The organism is Halorubrum ejinorense, from assembly GCF_055389685.1.
On sequence record NZ_AP043777.1, the window covers coordinates 3,016,753 to 3,032,919 of the forward strand.

Sequence of the window (16,167 nt, forward strand, 5' to 3'; positions counted from 1 at the left end):
CCGGGTGACACACCAGTACGCATGTCTGACACGGATCTCGTAATCATCGGCGGAGGGATAAGCGGGGCGTCGCTCCTGTACACGGTCGCGAAGTTCACCGACGTCGACGACGTCACCCTGATCGAGAAGGAACGGGAGATCGCCGCGATCAACTCCCATCGGACGAACAACTCCCAGACGCTCCACTTCGGCGACATCGAGACGAACTACACCCTCGAAAAGGCCGAGGAGGTCAAGGAGGGCGCCGAGCTGCTCGCCGGCTACCTCGAGGGCGCGGACCCCGACCGGGAGATGCACAGCAAGCGGAGCAAGATGGTCCTCGGCGTCGGCGACGAGGAGGTCGCGGCGTTGGAGGAGCGCTACCGCGACGAGGGGTTCGGCGACCTGTTCCCGAAGCTCCGCGAGATCGGCCGGGAGGAGATCGCGGAGTTGGAGCCGAAGGTCGTCGAGGGCCGCGACGCCGGCACCGAGCTGAAGGCGCTCCAGACGCCCGACGGCTACGTGGTCGACTACGGCGCGGTCGCGGAGTCGTTCGTCGAGGCCGCCCGCGAGGAGGCGGGCGTCTCCGTCCACCTCGGGACGACGGTGACCGAGGTCGACGACCGGGGCGACGGGTTCGCCGTCGAGACCGACGACGGCGCGTTCGACGCCGAGGCGGTCGTCGTCGCGGCCGGCTCGCACAGCCTCCAGTTCGCCAAGGAGATGGGGTACGGCGAGGGGATGTCGCTGTTACCGGTCGCGGGCAGCTTCTTCCTCGCCGACGACCTGCTGAACGGGAAGGTGTACACGCTCCAGATGAAGAAGCTCCCGTTCGCGGCGGTCCACGGCGACGCGGACGTTCACGACGACGGGGTCACCCGGTTCGGTCCGACCGCGAAGCTCGTGCCCGCGCTCGAACGCGGCCACCTCTCGACGGTGAGCGACTTCGTCGACGTGTTCGGCTTCAACCCCGACTCCGTGCTGAGCTACGTCAACATCCTCTCGGACAAGATTCTCTTCCCGTACGTCGTGCGCAACCTCGTGTACGACCTCCCGGCGGTGGGGAAGCGCGCCTTCCTCCCGAACGTCCGGAAGGTCGTGCCGAGCGTCGACCTCGACGACATCGACCGCGCCAAGGGGTACGGCGGCGTGCGGCCGCAGATCGTCGACACCGAGAACAGGGAGCTCGACATGGGCGAAGCGAAGATCACCGGCGACGGAATCCTGTTCAACATCACGCCCTCGCCGGGGGCGTCGACCGCGCTGAAGAACGCGATGACGGACGTGGAGACGGTGCTGGAGTTCGTCGGCGAGGATCACGAGTTCGACGAGGCGGCCTTCCGCGAGGCGACCATCGAGAACTTCCCGCGTCTCGACGAGGAGGGAGCGAACGGCGGTGACGACGAGACCGGCTCGGCCGAGACCGACGAGACGGACGGAGAGGTCGCCGCCGCCGACGACTGATCGGACCGAAAGCGAGCGACACGGGTAAGTAGCGTCCGGACGGAACCGCGCCAATGGCATCGAACGGCGACGGAGCGTCCGACGCCGACGAGACGGCGACCGACTCGCGTCCCGAGTCGGCGGGCGACACCGGGATCGTCGACCGCTGGACCGCGCTCGACCGCGGCTGGCAGGCGCTCGCCTTAGGGCTCGGGATCGTCGCCGCACACCTCGCGGGACAGGCGCTGTGACGGGGATCGCCGAGGCGGTCCGGGCGTACCTTCCCGGCCTCGCGCTGCTGGCCGCCGGCGCGGTCGCCGCGACCCTCGTCGCGGACGCGGTTCCCGGCCTCCAGCCGCTCGTCGTCGCGGTCGCGATCGGCGTCGGCGTCGGGAACACCGTCGGGACGCCAGCGGCCGCGGAGCCGGGCGTCGGCGTCGACAAGCTGTTCTTGGAGACCGGGATCGTGCTGCTCGGCGCGGCGGTCGCGGTCGAGGAGTTCCTCGCCGCGGGACCGACCGTCCTCGCGCTCGTGGTGGCGGTCGTCGGCGGCGGGCTCCTGCTCGGCGAGGCCGTCGCGCGCGGCCTGTTCCGGATCGGCTCGCCGACCTCGTCGCTCTTGGCCGCCGGCGCGAGCGTCTGCGGCGTCTCCGCGGTCGTCGCGATCGGGCGGGTACTGGACGCGCGCGGCGCCGCGATCACCTTCGCGGCCGCGACCGTGCTGCTCTTCGACGCCGTGACACTGGTCGCGTTCCCGCTGGCGGGCGAGTGGCTCGGTCTGTCGAGCCGGCAGTTCGGCGTCTGGGCGGGCGTGAGCATGTTCTCGACCGGCCCGGTCGCGGCCGCGGGGTTCGCCTACTCGCCGGAGGCGGGCCAGTGGGCCACCGTGACGAAGCTCGCGCGCAACGCGCTGCTCGGCGGCGTCGCGGTCGCGTACTCGGTGGCGTACACGGCGCGCTCGGCGGCGGACCCGGGCGTTCGGCGGCTGTGGGCGGAGTTCCCGAAGTTCCTGCTCGGCTTCCTCGCCGTGGCGGCGGTGGCGAACAGCGGGCTGCTCTCGCCGGCGGCGCTTTCGTCGATCGGTCGCGTGTCGGACGCGCTGTTCGCGTTGGCGTTCGTCGGCCTCGGGCTCTCGATCCGGGTCGACGACATGCGCGCGGTGGGCGCCGCGCCGGTCGGCGCGGTGTTGGTCCACCTCCTCGTGGTGAGCGCGGTCGCGCTCGCGGCGGTGCGGTGGCTGCTGTGAGACGCGCCAGACCGGCCGCGCCGACCGCGTTCAGTTCTTATAAGTAGCGAGCGGGCGCAGTCGGCGTATGGGAACTATCGGATTCATCGGCGGCAGCGGCATCTACGAGGCGCTCCCCCTGAACGACGTGCGGGAGGTCGAGTTCGACACCCCGTACGGGGCGCCGAGCGACGCGGTGACGATCGGCGAGTTCGGCGACACGGGGCGAGAGGTGGCGTTCCTCCCGCGGCACGGCTCGGACCACGGCGTCTCGCCGACGGACCTGCCGTACCGCGCCAACATGTACGCCTTGAAGAAGGCGGGCGTCACTCACATCTTCGCGTCGAACGCGGTCGGGAGCCTCAGAGAGGAGCTCGAACCCGGCACGCTCGTCGTCCCCGACCAGATCTACGACCGGACGAAGGGCCGCGACCTCTCCTTCTACGGCGACGGGGTCGTCGTCCACCAGCCGTTCGCGGACCCGTACAGCCCGGAGCTGGTCGACCACCTCACCGAGGCCGCGGAGTCGGCCGTGGGCGGCGAGGGCGACGACGGCACGAAGGTCGTGAAGGGCGGCACCTACGTCTGTATCGAGGGCCCGCAGTACTCGACGCGCGCCGAGTCGGAGTTCTACAAGAGCCAGGGCTGGGACCTCGTCGGCATGACCGCGATCCCGGAGGCGAAACTGGCCCGCGAAGCCGAGATCGCGTACGCGACGATCGCCGGCGTCACCGACTACGACGTCTGGAAGGAGGACAGCGAGGTGACGCTCGAAGAGGTGCTCGAAAACGCGGAGCAGAATCAAAAGGCGATCAAAGCCGCCGTCGAGGCGGCCGTGCGGACGCTCCCGGAGGACCTCGAGTGCGACGCGCACACGTCGCTGGAGGGCACCGTCAACACGCCGACCGAGGCGATTCCGGCGGAGACGAAGGAACGCGTCGAGCCGCTGCTGGGCGATTATTTATAGCTAGATTCGCGGTGGCGCGTGCCGGTGAGCGGCCGGTAGGCCGCGAACCGCACGCGCGAGGGACGCCGCGAACGCCCGCAGGGCGTGAGCGGCGAGGGTGGGGAGGTGTGAGGCCGCGGTGCGGTCGCTGTCGGGCGGGACTCAAAGGGGCAGTCGCGAGGGCGAAGGCGGTCGCAGCAAGCACCGCAGCGAACGGAGTGAGCGAGGAGCACAGCAAGGCCCCCGAGTCCTCGCGACTGGGGCTTTGGAAGAGGTCACCGTGGATCTGTGATCTACCACGTGTGGCCGAGTGGCCGGGGCTTTAGGGATGTTCACGACAGCAGTCGCAGTTTATAACCGACAGACTACACTCTCGGAAACGTACTAGTCCGCGATCGCTTCCGACTCCGCGGTCATCGCCGACGGGTCTTTCACCCAGAGATCGCCGAACAGATCGTCCTGCTGGAGCCGGACCGAGCCGCGGTGGGCCATGAAAAGCAGCGCGAGGTACGTCATGAACGGGCGGCCGCCCGCCGTCTCGATCTCCGCGAACAGCACCTCCGTGCGCCCGCGCTCGAAGTGGCTCCGGAGGGCGTTGTCGATCTCCACTATCACCTCCTCGATGTCCTCGTCGTGGGTGCGGTCGGTCGCCTCGCCCGCGGTCGGCTCGCCGTCCTGCCGGAACTCGTCGCCGGCGTGGTAATCGAGCGTCTGCGTGCCGCGGGCGTGCCCGCTCGGCGACTCCGAGGTGTCGTACTCGCGGGAGTCTTTCCACCACGAGCCGCGCTCGGCCTCGCGGAGCTCGCGGACCAGCTCGTCGAGCGTCTCCGGCGACCCGCGGGTGTTCTTGCGGTCGAGCCGGCGGTCCATCTCCGCCTCGAGTTCGTCGACGGGGTCGAAGTCGCCGTCGGCGGGGTCGGGCGCGCCGCCCTCCATCGCGACCTCCCACGGCTCCGGCTCCGGCTCGTCGTCCTCGTCGTCGTCCGCCAGCATCCCGTCGCTTTTCATCCGGAGTAAGACGCTGGCGTAAAACAGCGCCCGCCCGGTCGTCCGGAGGTCCGTCTCGTCGAGCTTCGCTAAGAACGCGTCCGTCACCTGGACGATGTCGATGTCCCACGGCTCGATCTCGCCCTCCTCGGCGAGTTGGACGAGGAGTTCGACCGGCTCGACCTCGTCGTCGTCGGTCGCGTCGGGCGGCGACACGTCGGCCACGGCCGAGACGGATCCGTCGGACGAGTCGGAACCGTCGTCAGACGAGTCGGAGCGGCCGTCTGCCGGAGACTCGTCGGCGAACGGGTCCGCCCCGTCGCGCTCGCTCGTCAGGTCGAGGTCGGGGACGGCGCCGCCGGATCCCGACCCCGAGGCGTCGTCCTCAGTCATCGGCGCTCACCCCATCTTCGTCCGCGTCGTCACCGAATTGCATCCCGGTGACGGCAGAGAGGTTGTCGCCCTGCATCGTGACGCCAATCGCGCGGTCGGACCGCTCCAACAGCGCAGAGCGGTGGCCGACGACGACGAACTGCGCGTCCTCGGCCAGCTCCTCGATCATCTCGCCGACGCGCTCGGCGTTGACCGCGTCGAGGAACGCGTCGATCTCGTCGAGCGCGTAGAACGGCGCGGGGTTGTGGCGCTGGATCGCGAATATAAACGAGAGGGCGGTGAGCGACTTCTCCCCGCCGCTCATCGCGTCGAGCCGCTGGACCGGCTTGTCGGCTGGCTGGGCCTTCATCGTCAGCCCCTCCTCGAAGGGGTCTTCGGGGTTCTCCAAGACGAGGTCACCGGAGCCCGCGGAGAGGCGGGCGAAGATGTCTCGGAAGTGGTCGTTGATCGACTCGAACGTCTCCATGAACGTCGCCTTCTTCTCGGCCTCGTACCCCTCGATGCGCTCCTGGATGGCGTCGCGCTCCTCGACGAGCACGTCCCGGCGCTCTTGGAGTTCGTCGAGCGCCTCCTCGACTTCCTCGTACTCGTCGATCGCGAGCATGTTCACGGGCTCTAACGCCTCCATCTCTGCTTCGAGCTCTTCGATCCGCGACTCCACCTCGTCGAGGTCGGGGATCTCGTCGGCGTCGTAGTCGCCGACCTGCGACTCTAACTCGTCGATCTCCCAGTCGAGCCGGTCGCGCCGGTCGGTGAGATCGGAGAGGTCCGACTCCGCCTCCGAGACGAGCGACCGCTGTTCGTCGCGTTTCCGGGTCGCCTCCCGGATCTCCTCGCGGAGCTCCTCGCGTTCGGCTTTGAGCTCGGTGAGCTCCTCCTCGAGGTCGGCGATCGCCTCCTTCTTCTCGTCGAGTTCGACCTGCTTCTCGTCGATCTCGGCCTCGTGGTCGGCGATCGCCTCCTCCGCCTCCGCCTTCGCGTTCTGGGCCTCCTCGACGTCGTCGTGGAGCTCTTCGAGCGCGTCCTCCGCGTACCCCTTCTCTAGCTCCAGTTCGTTGATCCGGCCGTCGAGCGAGCTCATCCGGCCTTCGAGGTCGTCGATCTCGGCGCGGATCTCGTCGGCCTGCTCCGAGAGCTCCGGGATCTTCGAGTCGGCGAGTTCGGCTTCGATCTCACCGATCTCCGCGTCGAGCTCGTCGATATCCGCGTCGATCTCCGCCAGCTCCTCGTCGAGCGCGGTCATCTCCGCGTCGACGGACTCGCGTTCCGCCTCCAGCTCTTCGAGTTCCGTCTCCAGCTCCTCGATGCGGGCTTCGGCCTCGGCCAGTTCGTCTTCGGCGCGCTCGACGTCAGTCTCCAGCGACCGGACGCGCTCGGCCGCGTCCGCCTTGCGGTCGCGCGCGTCCTCGATGTCGTCGTCGAGCGCGTCGATCTCGGCTTGGACCGACTGGCGCTCGTCTTCGAGCTCGGAGATCTCCGTCGCGAGGCGTTCGAGCTTCCCGCCGCCGGACTTCGTGAACGAGTAGCGGGAGCCGCCGCCGGAGCCGCCGGTCATCGCGCCGGACTTCTCGACGAGGTCGCCGTCGAGGGTGACCATCCGGTAGTCGCCCATCAGGTCCCGGGCGGTCGCCATGTCTTCGACGACCAGCGTCGACCCGAGGACGTACGAGAAGATCGACTCGTACTCGGCGTCGTAGTCGACGAGGTCGCGCGCGAAGCCGACGACGCCCGGCACCGACGGCTTCCGCGGCAGGCTCCGGTCGTCCATCTTCGTGATCGGGAGGAACGTCGCGCGCCCCGCGTTCCGCTGTTTCAGGTAGTCGATACAGGTCGAGCCGACGCCGTCGTCGTCGACGACGACGTTCGCCAGCCGCCCGCCCGCGGCGGTCTCGCAGGCCTCGGCGTACTGGGCCTCGACCGAAGCCAGCTCGCCGACGGCGCCGTGGACGCCGTCGATGCCGCCGTTCTTCACCTCGGTGACCGCCCGGGGCCACGAGGCGTCGCCCCGCTGGTCGGCCGCCGCCTCCAGCTTGGCGTACTCGTTCTGCTTCTCGCGGAGGGTCGATTCGATCTCCGCCAACCGCTCGTCCTTCTCGGCCTTCTCGGCGAACAGGTCGGCGACCGCGTCCTCGATCGTCGCCTCGTTCTTCTCGGCTTTGTCGAGTTCGCTCTTCAGCTCGGAGATCCGCGCTTTGTGTTCCGGGAGCGACCCGCGGGCCTCTTCCAGCTCCTCGCGGGCCTCGCTCACCGCGTTCGAGCGGCGGCGGGCCTCGTCGAGCAGGCGGTCCTTCTCGCGTTGGGTCTCGTTTTTCTCCTCGCGGAGCGACTCGATCGCTTCCTTCTTCTCCGCGAGATCAGCTTTCAGCTCGTCGAACTCGGTGTCCGCGCCCTCGATTTCCGCCTCCACGTCGGCGAGTTCGGACCGCTTCGTCGCCAGCTCCGATTTCACCGACGCCTTCTCGACTTTCGTCTCGCGGATCTCGGCGTCGAGGTCGTCGATCGTCTCCTCCTTTCGGTCGATCTGGACGAACGCCTGCCGCCGGTCGTTCTCGGCCGATTCGGCGCGCGACTCGGCCGTCTCGATCTTGTCTTCGAGCCGCGAGACCTCCCCTTTGATCTCTTCGATCTCCGAGCGGATCGCGATCTGTTCGTCCTCGCCTTTCGTCTCGATCTCGTGGTTGAGGTCCGCCAGATCCTCCTCCAGCCGGGTGAGCTTCCCCTGTCTGGCGTCGAGTTCGGTGCGGAGGTCATCGAGGTTCGCCTCCGCGTCGTCGATGTCTCCCTCGACGGTCGCGAGCGCCTCGCGTTTCTCCTCCAGCTCCGAGGCCTTGCGGAACCCGCGGTACTCCTCTAATTCGTCGCGGAGCTCCTGGTACTCGAGGGCGGTCTCGCGCTCGTCCGCGAGCTGGTCGAGCCGGTCCTGCTTCTCGCCGATCCGGAGGTCCGCCTCGCCGATCCGGTCTTCGACCGTGTCGAGCTCCTCGTAGGCGGCCTCCTTCTTCTCGTCGAACTCGGCGACGCCCGCGATCTCGTCGATGATCCCCCGCCGCTGGTACGGGGTCATGTTGATGATCTCGGTGACGTCACCTTGCATCACCACGTTGTACCCCTCCGGCGTCACGCCGGCGGCCGCGAGCAGGTCCCGAACGTCCGAGAGGTTCACGGACCGGCCGTTGAGGTAGTAGTACGAGTAGTAGTTGTCCTCGGTCTCTTTCACCCGACGTTTGATCGTGATCTCGGAGACGTCGCCGACGTTCTCGGTGCCCGCGGCGGAGACGACCTGCGACCGGTCGAGGGTGCCGTCCTCGTTGGAGAGGACCACGGTGACCGAGGCCTCCGTCGGCCCGTCGCCCGCCTCGTCGCCGTCGTGGCCGGGGTTGTAGATGAGGTCGGTGAGCTTCTGGGCGCGGATGCCCCGGGTGCGGGCGAGACCGAGCGCGAACAGCACGCCGTCGATGATGTTCGACTTCCCTGAGCCGTTCGGCCCCGTGACGACGGTGAAGTCCTCGTAAAAGGGTATCCTCGTCGTCCGCCCGAAGCTCTTGAACCCGTCCAGAACGACTTCAGTGATGTGCATGTGGTCGAGGCGACCGCTTACGCGACGATGATGTCGTCGCCCTCGCTCGACTCGCTCTCGTCCTCGTCGGCCTCGTCGGTCGACGCCTCCGCGTCCGGCGTCGTCGCCGACTGCTCGGGCACGATGACGTCGTCTCCGTCGGCCTCGGCCGTTGCCTCGTCACCGTCGGACGACCCCTCGACGGACTCGAACACGTCGACGTGATCGTCCGAGTGGGTCGTCCGCTCGCCGTCGGACGCCGTCGCGGACTGCGCGTCGGACTCGTCGGAGGCGGCGTTCGGCGTCGCCTCCGGCGAGTCGGTCGCTTCCGCCGAGCCGGCCGTCGAACCCGTCTCGACGCCCACCGAGCGTTCGTCTTCGAGCTGTCTGACGCGCTCTTTCATCTCGACGAGCTCTTCGGTGAGCCCGTTGACCGCCGCCTGTAGCTCCGCGACCTGCCGTTCGAGGTCCTCGACGCGGTTACTCATTATACACACGTGTGCTCGCGCGACGCGTATAAATCTGCGTCAGACACACGTGTGATCAAGCACCACGATCGGGGGCCGGCGGCCGAACGTTTCGGCGTCGTGAAACGTGTCAGACGACGGGGGAAGATACTTGTACCGACCGGCGGTACCCCCTTGGTATGAGTAAGATCACCTTCCGGGCGGACGACGACCTCGTCGACCGGCTGGAAGCGTGTGACGCCTCGAAGAGCGAGGTGATGCGAGAGGCGCTCCGGACGTACCTCGGCGGGGACGCCGCCGACGCGTCGGACGCGTCGGACGGGACGGACGGCAGCGTCGACGACGCTCTCGCGGACCGCGTCGACGAACTGATCGCCGACCGGCTCGACGCCGCGCTCGACGAGCGGCTCGGTCCCGCAACCGGGGCGGCGACGCCGTCGCATACGTCCGGATCCGCCGGCGACATCAACGTAAACGTCACACTCGACGCCCCGAGCGCCGAGTCGGACTATCCGGACGACGACGTGCGTGTGACGCGTGAGACGGCGAGCGACGCGGAGCCGACGCCGCGTAAGACGGAGGGCGCGCGGACCGGGGAAAGCGCCTGTAGCGGATGCGGCGATGTGGTGCCCGCAGACCACGTTTACTGCCCGAATTGCGGCGAAAAGCAGTCCCACAGGGCGTTCTGCGAGTGCGGCGACGAGCTCCGGACCGACTGGGCGTTCTGCCCCGGCTGTGGTCGCCGGACCCCGGCTGCGGACGTGTTGAACGATCGATAACCGCTTCAGAGGGCTCAAAACGCCACAGAACGCGCGTTTTCACCGATTGTCTTACAACCACCGGTAGTTTTATATTGGTAGGCTCGATGACTTCAGTTGCGTAAGACGGTCGTCTTACAGCGGGCGTCCGGTGCGGGGGAAACCCCGCATTCGGGCGGCTCACCGCTGTAAGACACACGCGTCGCGTGTTCGCCGTCTTACCGGGGGAATACCAATGGAGCGTGTGACACTACGAATTCCGAAACAGCAGATCGACGAGGTCGAACAGATGGTGGAGACGGGCGAGTTCCCGAACCGGAGCGAGGCGATCCGGTCGGCCGTCCGCGACATGCTGAACGAACAGGACGGCGAGCGCGACGAGCGCGGCCGCAACCGCAACTGGGCCAAGGTGTAGATCGATGCAAGATCTCGTTCAAGACGCCCTCGACAACGCGGAAGCGGAGAAGCGCGACATGGACGTCGACATGGACGACGACGAGTTCGGGGACCCTCGGATCGTCATCGTCGGTGCCGGCGGCGCCGGTAACAACACGATCAACCGGCTGTACAACATCGGCGTCGACGGCGCCGACACCGTCGCCATCAACACGGACAAACAGCACCTCAAGATGATCGAGGCCGACACCAAGATCCTCGTGGGCAAGTCGCTCACGCAGGGGCTCGGTGCCGGCGGCGACCCCAAGATGGGCGAGCGCGCCACGGAGATGGCGCAGGGGACGATCAAAGAGGTACTGGGCGATGCCGACCTCGTCTTCGTCACCGCCGGGATGGGCGGCGGCACGGGCACCGGCGCGGCGCCGGTCGTCTCGAAGATCGCCAAAGAGCAGGGTGCGATCGTCGTCGGGATGGTCTCGACGCCGTTCAACGTCGAGCGCGCCCGCACGGTGAAAGCCGAGGAGGGGTTAGAGGACCTCCGCAACGAGGCCGACTCGATCATCGTCCTCGACAACAACCGGCTCCTCGATTACGTCCCGAACCTGCCGATCGGCAAGGCGTTCTCCGTGATGGACCAGATCATCGCGGAGACGGTGAAGGGAATCTCGGAGACGATCACCCAACCGAGCCTGATCAACCTCGACTACGCCGACATGTCGACGATCATGAACCAGGGCGGCGTGGCGGTCATGCTCGTCGGCGAGACCCAAGACAAGAACAAGACCCAAGAGGTGGTCAACGACGCGATGAACCACCCGCTGCTCGACGTCGACTACCGCGGTGCCTCCGGCGGGCTCGTCCACATCACGGGCGGCCCGGACCTCACGCTGAAAGAGGCCGAGGGGATCGCGAACAACATCACCGAGCGACTGGACGCGAGCGCGAACGTGATCTGGGGCGCCCGCATTCAGGAGGAGTACAAGGGCAAGGTGCGCGTCATGGCGATCATGACGGGCGTCCAGAGCGCGCAGGTGCTCGGCCCCTCGACACAGAAGCAGGCGGACAAGTCACGCGCCGCGGTCAACGGTGACGACCTCGGCGACTCGCGCCAGCGGGCGGCCGAAGCGAACGACGCCGCGGGCGGCGCGGGCGACAGAGGCGAACCGGCGGTCTCCGGCGGTTCGGAACGCAGCGCGTGGGAGTCCGACGGCGGCAACGAGCCGGTCGAGAAGAACAACGGGCTCGACGTCATCCGCTGACGACCCCCGGACGACCGACGGCCGACGGATTTTTTCGGCGGACGCGGGTAACGAGCTAGACCGCTTCGATCGACTCCAGCAGGCGACACTTCCGACAGACGTCCCGGCTCGTCTGCGAGCCGCAGCGCTCGCACTCGCCGAGGCCGGGCGTCTCGTCGTCGGGGTCCGCACCGGCGCCGCGGTACGCGTCGGCCGCGAGCGCTGACAGCTCCTCGTAACCGGCCATGATCGAGTGACGCGCCCCGGGGTGGTTCTCTTCGAGGGCGTGGATCGTCGACTGGATCTCGCCGCGGTACGCCTCCTCAGCGTGGGGACACTCGGCCATGTGCGTCGGGAGGTCGCGGACGTGACAGTAGAGCGCGATCTCCTTTTCGGGCACGTCGCGGAGGGGTTTCGCGCGCGGGACGAACGCGTCGGTCTCTTCGCGCTCGTCGAAGGGACCGAGCGAGGCGTCGAAGTGTTTCGCGACCTGCCGCACGTCGCCCTCGAGGAAGTTCATCAGCGCCGTCTGCGCCTCGTCGTCGAGGTTGTGGCCGGTGAGTAGCTTGTCCGCGTCGAACTCGGCGGCGTAGTTCTCCAAGAGGTCTCGGCGGAACACGCCGCAGTACGCGCAGGCGGCCATGTTTTCCGGATCGTCCTCGACGACGTCGTCCATGCGCACGTCGAACTCCTCCTCGTAGGAGACCAGTTCGTGGCGCATCGAGAGGTCGTCGGCGAGTTCCACGCAGGCGTCGACGCTCGCGTCGCGGTACCCCTCGATCCCCTCGTGGATCGTCAGGGCGAGCATCTCGACGCGGGGGTCCTTCCCGAACACGTCGTCGAGGATCTGCGTCAGGGCGACGCTGTCTTTCCCGCCGGAGAGCCCGATCACCCAGCGGTCGGGGTCGTCGGGGGTCGCGTCCGGATCGAGGAGCCCGTCCTCGCGAACCCGGCGTTTCACGCGCTTCTCGACGGACTGGCGGAGGTGTTCGCCACAGAGGTGCGCCCCGGAGTAGGCGGCGTGGTGGATCGCGTCGGCCCCGCACTTGTCGCACTCCATCGATGTCGGGTTGCGGTCGCGCGCGGATACCCGTTTCGGGCCGTCGACGCGGGCGCGAGAGCGGTAGTGGAGTGGTCCGGATCCGAGATTGGAATGAACGTCACCGAATTCCCAGCCACTCGGTCAGACCTAACCGCTGCGATCAGAGAGTCGAACACCTCCGAAGCCCCGGCCGCGAGGACTCGCGCACTTCGCTGCGGTCCTCACTCGCTCGCTCCGCTCACTCGTTGCGGTCCTTGCGTCAGTGTGCTTCGCCCTCGCGGCCGCCCCTTCGAGTCCCGCCCCGCGCACAGCACCGCGACCGCACCTCACGCCTCCCCAGCCTCGTCGGTGGTCCTCCGCTACGCTCCGGACCACCGACTCCCTCGCGCGTGCGACTCGGCCGCGGTGCGGCCTCGCAGGCACGCGCCGTTGTGATCGGATGAAGCGATGTAAGACATCGACAACCCCAAACGCGTTGTCGCCGGTTCCGACACCGGTTTGTCGCCGGCCCGTCGCGGATCGGCGTGAGCGATTCCCCGACCGGGCTCGACCGCGACCCGGATCCCCGGCCCCTGCGAGAAGACCCCACGGCGGAGAGCCGACGGAGCCGGCTCTGGCGGTACGGGTTCAACCTCCTCCCCGCGTACCGCGGCACCGGGGCGCGCGTCGACCACATCGCGGGCGACTGGCGATACATTCGAATTCGACTGCCGCTGAGTTGGCGCACCCGCAACGCGGTCGGCACCATCTTCGGCGGCAGCATCTACGCCGCGATCGACCCGGTGTACATGATGATGCTGCGGCGGGTCCTCGGCGACGCGTTCACGGTGTGGGACAAGTCGGCCGCACTGGAGTTCATCGAACCCGGGCGCGACACGCTGTACGCCGAGTTCGAGGTGCCGACCGCCGAGACCGAGGCGATCCGCGAGACGCTCGAGCCGGGCGAATCGACCGATCGCGAGTACCTCGTCTCGCTCGTCGACGAGGACGGCGCGGTCCACGCGGCCTGCGAGAAGACGGTGTACGTGCGTCGCGACGAGTGATGCGCCCCGGCGTCGACGAATCTACGCCGTCGCGCCCGCGACGAGCGTCTCCTGGACCGTCTCGACGAAGCGCTCCGGGTGTTCGACGTGCGGGAGCAGCCGGGCGCGGTCGAAGACGACGAGCCGCGCGTCGGTCGCGTCGGCGAGTTCGCGGCCGTCGGTGAGCGGGCTCACGGTCGCCTCGCGGCCCCAGACGATCGTCGGCGGCACGCCGAGCTCCCGGAACGCGGCCGCGAGGTCGACGTCGCTGTTGAGCGTCCCGGAGACGAACGAGGCGGGGGCGAACCGGGCGTTCTCGACGTGGGTCGTGCGCCACTCGTAGTCGGTCCACTCGGCGCTCGGGTTCGACGGGTCGTCGTAGCCGTGGTCCGCGTTGAAATAGCGGATCGACGGCTTCGACGTGATCCCGTTGAACAGCGCCTGTCCGACGAGCGGGGCACGGAGGAGTTCGCGGAGCCAGTCTTTGGGCGGGCTCGGTCCCGCGACCGCCGTCGGACAGACGGCGACGAAGCCGCTCAGGGTGACTCCCCCCTCCGTGCCGTCGGGCTCGTCGGCCGCCGCGGCCGCGTACGCCGCCGACAGCGAGGAGGCGACGACGGCGGGCTCGTCGAACTCCGCGAGGAAGTCGTGGACGAAGTCCTCGTACAGCGCCGCGGAGTACCGCAGCGGGGGCCGGTCGGAGCGGCCGTACCCCGGGAAGTCGGGCGCGACGACGTGGTAGTCGTCAGCGAGGTCGTCGAACACCGCGCGCCACTCGCCGGATGAGGCGGCGGCGTTGATCCCGTGGAGCAAGACGAGGTCCGGGTCGTCCGGGTCGCCGGCCTCGGTGTACGCGACGTCCATCCCGCGCCAGCGGAACACGCCGTCGTCGCCGTCGAGCGGGGACTCCAGTTCGCCCTCGTACCGGAGGCCGGTGTTGACCGCCGCGAGCGCGCCGAGCCCGAGGAGGGCGCTGCCGAAGAGGTTCCTGAGCTTCATGGAAACGTGTTGGTTCGCTGGCGACTTATACTCGTGGGACGCGGGTGCGCGAAGGGCTCCGGAAACCGCGGACCCGCGGCGGGAGTGGGCGCGTCAGTCGTCGCGGTCTCCGGCCTCGTCGACGCAGTCGGCGATCGGCCCCACGATCGCCTCGGCGACCGCGTACGGGTCGGTCTCCCGGTCGCGAACGCGCTCCGCGAGCCGGTCTATCCCGCCGCGGCGCTCGATCTCGGCCGTCGCGAGCGCGCCCACGTCCGCCCGGACCAGCGTGCGGATCTCCTCGGCGTACCGACGGCGTTCGGTCGCCGCGATCTCGCCGGAGTCACGCAGATACGCCGCGTGGGCGTCGAACGTCTCGATCAGCGCTTCGACGCCCTCCCCGGTGTTCGCGATGGTCTCTAACACCTCGGGCGTCCACGACTCGGAGCTCTCGGCGCTTTCCGCATCGTCCGTCTCGTCCGGGTCGGCAGAGGCCATCGCGGCCGCGCCGTGGTGGCCGGTGTCGCGCGGCGTCGTCCCGCCGTCGCGGCGGTGGACCATCTCCTCTAATTCGGCGACGGTGCGCTGGGCCCCGTCCATGTCCGCCTTGTTGACGACGAAGACGTCGCCGATCTCCAAGATTCCGGCCTTCAGCGTCTGTACGTCGTCGCCCGATCCCGGCTGGACGAGGACCGCCACCGTGTCCGCGGTGCGGACCACGTCGACCTCGTTCTGTCCGGCGCCGACCGTCTCCAAGACGACCGCGTCCTTCCCGAAGGCGTCGAGCGCCTTCACGGCGTCCGCGGTCGCGGTCGAGAGCCCGCCGAGCTGGCCGCGCGCGCTCATCGACCGGAAGAACACGTCCATGTCGCCGACGTTCGACCCCATCCGGATCCGGTCGCCGAGGACGGCCCCGCCGGTGTACGGCGAGGAGGGGTCGACCGCGATCACGCCGACGGTGTCGCCGCGGTCGCGGTAGGCCGCCGCCAGCTTGTCGACCAGCGTCGACTTCCCGGCGCCCGGCGACCCCGTGATCCCGATAACGTCCGCGCCGCCGGTGTGCTCGTGGAGCGCGGAGACGATCGCGCGATACCCCGGCGTTCGGTTCTCGATCTTCGTGATGACGCGGGCGAGCGCGCGGTGGCTCCCGTCGAGTAGCTCGTCGACGAGCGCCTCGTCGGCGTCCGAGAGCGTCGGCGCGTCCGCGAAGGCGGGTGCGTCCGACCCGGCCATCTACGCGCGCTCCGGAACGTTGTTCCGGATGAACTCGATCGTCTCCTCCATCGGCGTCCCGGGACCGAACACCTCGGCGACGCCGAGCTCTTTCAGCTCCGTCTCGTCTTCGTCCGGGATGATCCCGCCGACGAGGATGAGGGTGTCCTCGAACGCGTCGTACTCTTTGAGCCCCTCGATGACCTTGGGGACGAGCGTGTTGTGCGCGCCCGAGAGGATCGAGATGCCAAGCACGTCGACGTCCTCTTGCACCGCCGCCTGGACGATGTCGTCCGGAGCCCTGTGGAGGCCGGAGTAGACGACCTCGAAGCCGGCGTCGCGGAACGCCCGCGCGATGACGTGTGCCCCCCGGTCGTGACCGTCGAGTCCGACCTTCGCGACCAGACACCGGACGGCCCGTTCCTGCTGTTCGGCGCTCATGTCCCGTTCTGGGTCACCCGTCCGCTTGATTCTAACGGACGATCGGGGAGGTTCACGTTGCGTTCGGCTTCCGCGACCGACGCG

The 16,167-nt window shown here is 68.6% G+C and carries 15 protein-coding genes; 8 read left to right on the plus strand and 7 right to left on the minus strand.

Annotated elements, in window-relative coordinates; translation table 11 throughout:
* The first annotated feature begins 21 nt into the window (after nucleotides 1–21).
* The 4 genes from ACZ5KW_RS16510 (at nucleotide 22) to mtnP (ending at nucleotide 3,614) form a co-directional block, all read left to right on the plus strand.
* Nucleotides 22–1,443, plus strand: a complete 1,422-nt coding sequence (locus ACZ5KW_RS16510; protein WP_343777059.1) for an FAD-dependent oxidoreductase — start codon at nucleotides 22–24, stop codon at nucleotides 1,441–1,443.
* 53 nt (nucleotides 1,444–1,496) lie between these two features.
* Nucleotides 1,497–1,673 (plus strand): hypothetical protein, encoded by a 177-nt coding sequence (locus ACZ5KW_RS16515; protein WP_343777058.1) that lies wholly within the window; start codon nucleotides 1,497–1,499, stop codon nucleotides 1,671–1,673.
* Nucleotides 1,670–2,668: a YeiH family protein gene (locus ACZ5KW_RS16520; RefSeq protein WP_343777057.1), complete on the plus strand. Its 999-nt coding sequence runs from the start codon at nucleotides 1,670–1,672 to the stop codon at nucleotides 2,666–2,668. The genes ACZ5KW_RS16515 and ACZ5KW_RS16520 overlap by 4 nt, the downstream gene beginning before the upstream one ends.
* Nucleotides 2,669–2,735: 67 nt before the next feature.
* Nucleotides 2,736–3,614, plus strand: coding sequence for an S-methyl-5'-thioadenosine phosphorylase (gene mtnP / locus ACZ5KW_RS16525; RefSeq protein WP_343777056.1), 879 nt, complete (start codon nucleotides 2,736–2,738; stop codon nucleotides 3,612–3,614).
* Nucleotides 3,615–3,977: 363 nt separating this feature from the next.
* On the opposite strand, the gene ACZ5KW_RS16530 is transcribed toward mtnP, so the two are convergent.
* From ACZ5KW_RS16530 to ACZ5KW_RS16540, 3 genes are read right to left on the minus strand one after another with little or no spacing between them, the layout of a single operon-like run.
* Nucleotides 3,978–4,973, minus strand: coding sequence for a ScpA family protein (locus tag ACZ5KW_RS16530; RefSeq protein WP_343777054.1), 996 nt, complete (start codon nucleotides 4,971–4,973; stop codon nucleotides 3,978–3,980).
* Complete coding sequence (gene smc, locus ACZ5KW_RS16535; RefSeq protein WP_343777053.1) at nucleotides 4,966–8,550, minus strand: chromosome segregation protein SMC; 3,585 nt, start codon at nucleotides 8,548–8,550, stop codon at nucleotides 4,966–4,968. The genes ACZ5KW_RS16530 and smc overlap by 8 nt, the downstream gene beginning before the upstream one ends.
* Nucleotides 8,551–8,567: 17 nt before the next feature.
* Nucleotides 8,568–9,017, minus strand: coding sequence for a DUF7518 family protein (locus ACZ5KW_RS16540; RefSeq protein WP_343777052.1), 450 nt, complete (start codon nucleotides 9,015–9,017; stop codon nucleotides 8,568–8,570).
* 158 nt (nucleotides 9,018–9,175) lie between these two features.
* On the opposite strand from ACZ5KW_RS16540, the gene ACZ5KW_RS16545 reads away from it, so the two are divergent.
* The 3 genes from ACZ5KW_RS16545 (at nucleotide 9,176) to ftsZ (ending at nucleotide 11,409) form a co-directional block, all read left to right on the plus strand.
* Nucleotides 9,176–9,775 (plus strand): double zinc ribbon domain-containing protein, encoded by a 600-nt coding sequence (locus ACZ5KW_RS16545; RefSeq protein WP_343777051.1) that lies wholly within the window; start codon nucleotides 9,176–9,178, stop codon nucleotides 9,773–9,775.
* Nucleotides 9,776–9,989: 214 nt separating this feature from the next.
* Nucleotides 9,990–10,169, plus strand: coding sequence for a ribbon-helix-helix domain-containing protein (locus ACZ5KW_RS16550; protein ID WP_004595187.1), 180 nt, complete (start codon nucleotides 9,990–9,992; stop codon nucleotides 10,167–10,169).
* A 4-nt stretch (nucleotides 10,170–10,173) separates the two neighbouring features.
* On the plus strand, nucleotides 10,174–11,409 hold the full coding sequence (ftsZ, locus tag ACZ5KW_RS16555) for a cell division protein FtsZ (protein WP_343777050.1): 1,236 nt from the start codon (nucleotides 10,174–10,176) through the stop codon (nucleotides 11,407–11,409).
* Nucleotides 11,410–11,464: 55 nt separating this feature from the next.
* Here ftsZ and ncsA read toward each other — a convergent pair whose 3' ends face one another.
* Nucleotides 11,465–12,448 carry a tRNA 2-thiolation protein NcsA gene (gene ncsA, locus ACZ5KW_RS16560; protein WP_343777048.1) on the minus strand — a complete coding sequence of 328 codons (984 nt, stop codon included), beginning with the start codon at nucleotides 12,446–12,448 and terminating at the stop codon, nucleotides 11,465–11,467.
* 506 nt (nucleotides 12,449–12,954) lie between these two features.
* Between ncsA and ACZ5KW_RS16565 the strand changes: the two genes are divergently transcribed.
* Nucleotides 12,955–13,473 (plus strand): DUF4442 domain-containing protein, encoded by a 519-nt coding sequence (locus ACZ5KW_RS16565; protein WP_343777047.1) that lies wholly within the window; start codon nucleotides 12,955–12,957, stop codon nucleotides 13,471–13,473.
* 21 nt (nucleotides 13,474–13,494) lie between these two features.
* Here the strand turns inward: ACZ5KW_RS16565 and ACZ5KW_RS16570 are convergent, their stop codons facing one another.
* The 3 genes from ACZ5KW_RS16570 to ACZ5KW_RS16580 all read right to left on the minus strand — a co-directional run bounded on the left by ACZ5KW_RS16570 (nucleotide 13,495) and on the right by ACZ5KW_RS16580 (nucleotide 16,083).
* Nucleotides 13,495–14,451, minus strand: coding sequence for an alpha/beta fold hydrolase (locus ACZ5KW_RS16570; protein ID WP_343777045.1), 957 nt, complete (start codon nucleotides 14,449–14,451; stop codon nucleotides 13,495–13,497).
* 93 nt (nucleotides 14,452–14,544) lie between these two features.
* The gene (meaB, locus tag ACZ5KW_RS16575; RefSeq protein WP_343777044.1) at nucleotides 14,545–15,663 is read right to left on the minus strand and encodes a methylmalonyl Co-A mutase-associated GTPase MeaB; all 1,119 of its coding nucleotides are present in this window, start codon (nucleotides 15,661–15,663) and stop codon (nucleotides 14,545–14,547) included.
* The gene (locus ACZ5KW_RS16580) at nucleotides 15,664–16,083 is read right to left on the minus strand and encodes a cobalamin B12-binding domain-containing protein (protein WP_343777042.1); all 420 of its coding nucleotides are present in this window, start codon (nucleotides 16,081–16,083) and stop codon (nucleotides 15,664–15,666) included. It abuts the gene before it with no gap.
* Nucleotides 16,084–16,167: the final 84 nt, after the last annotated feature.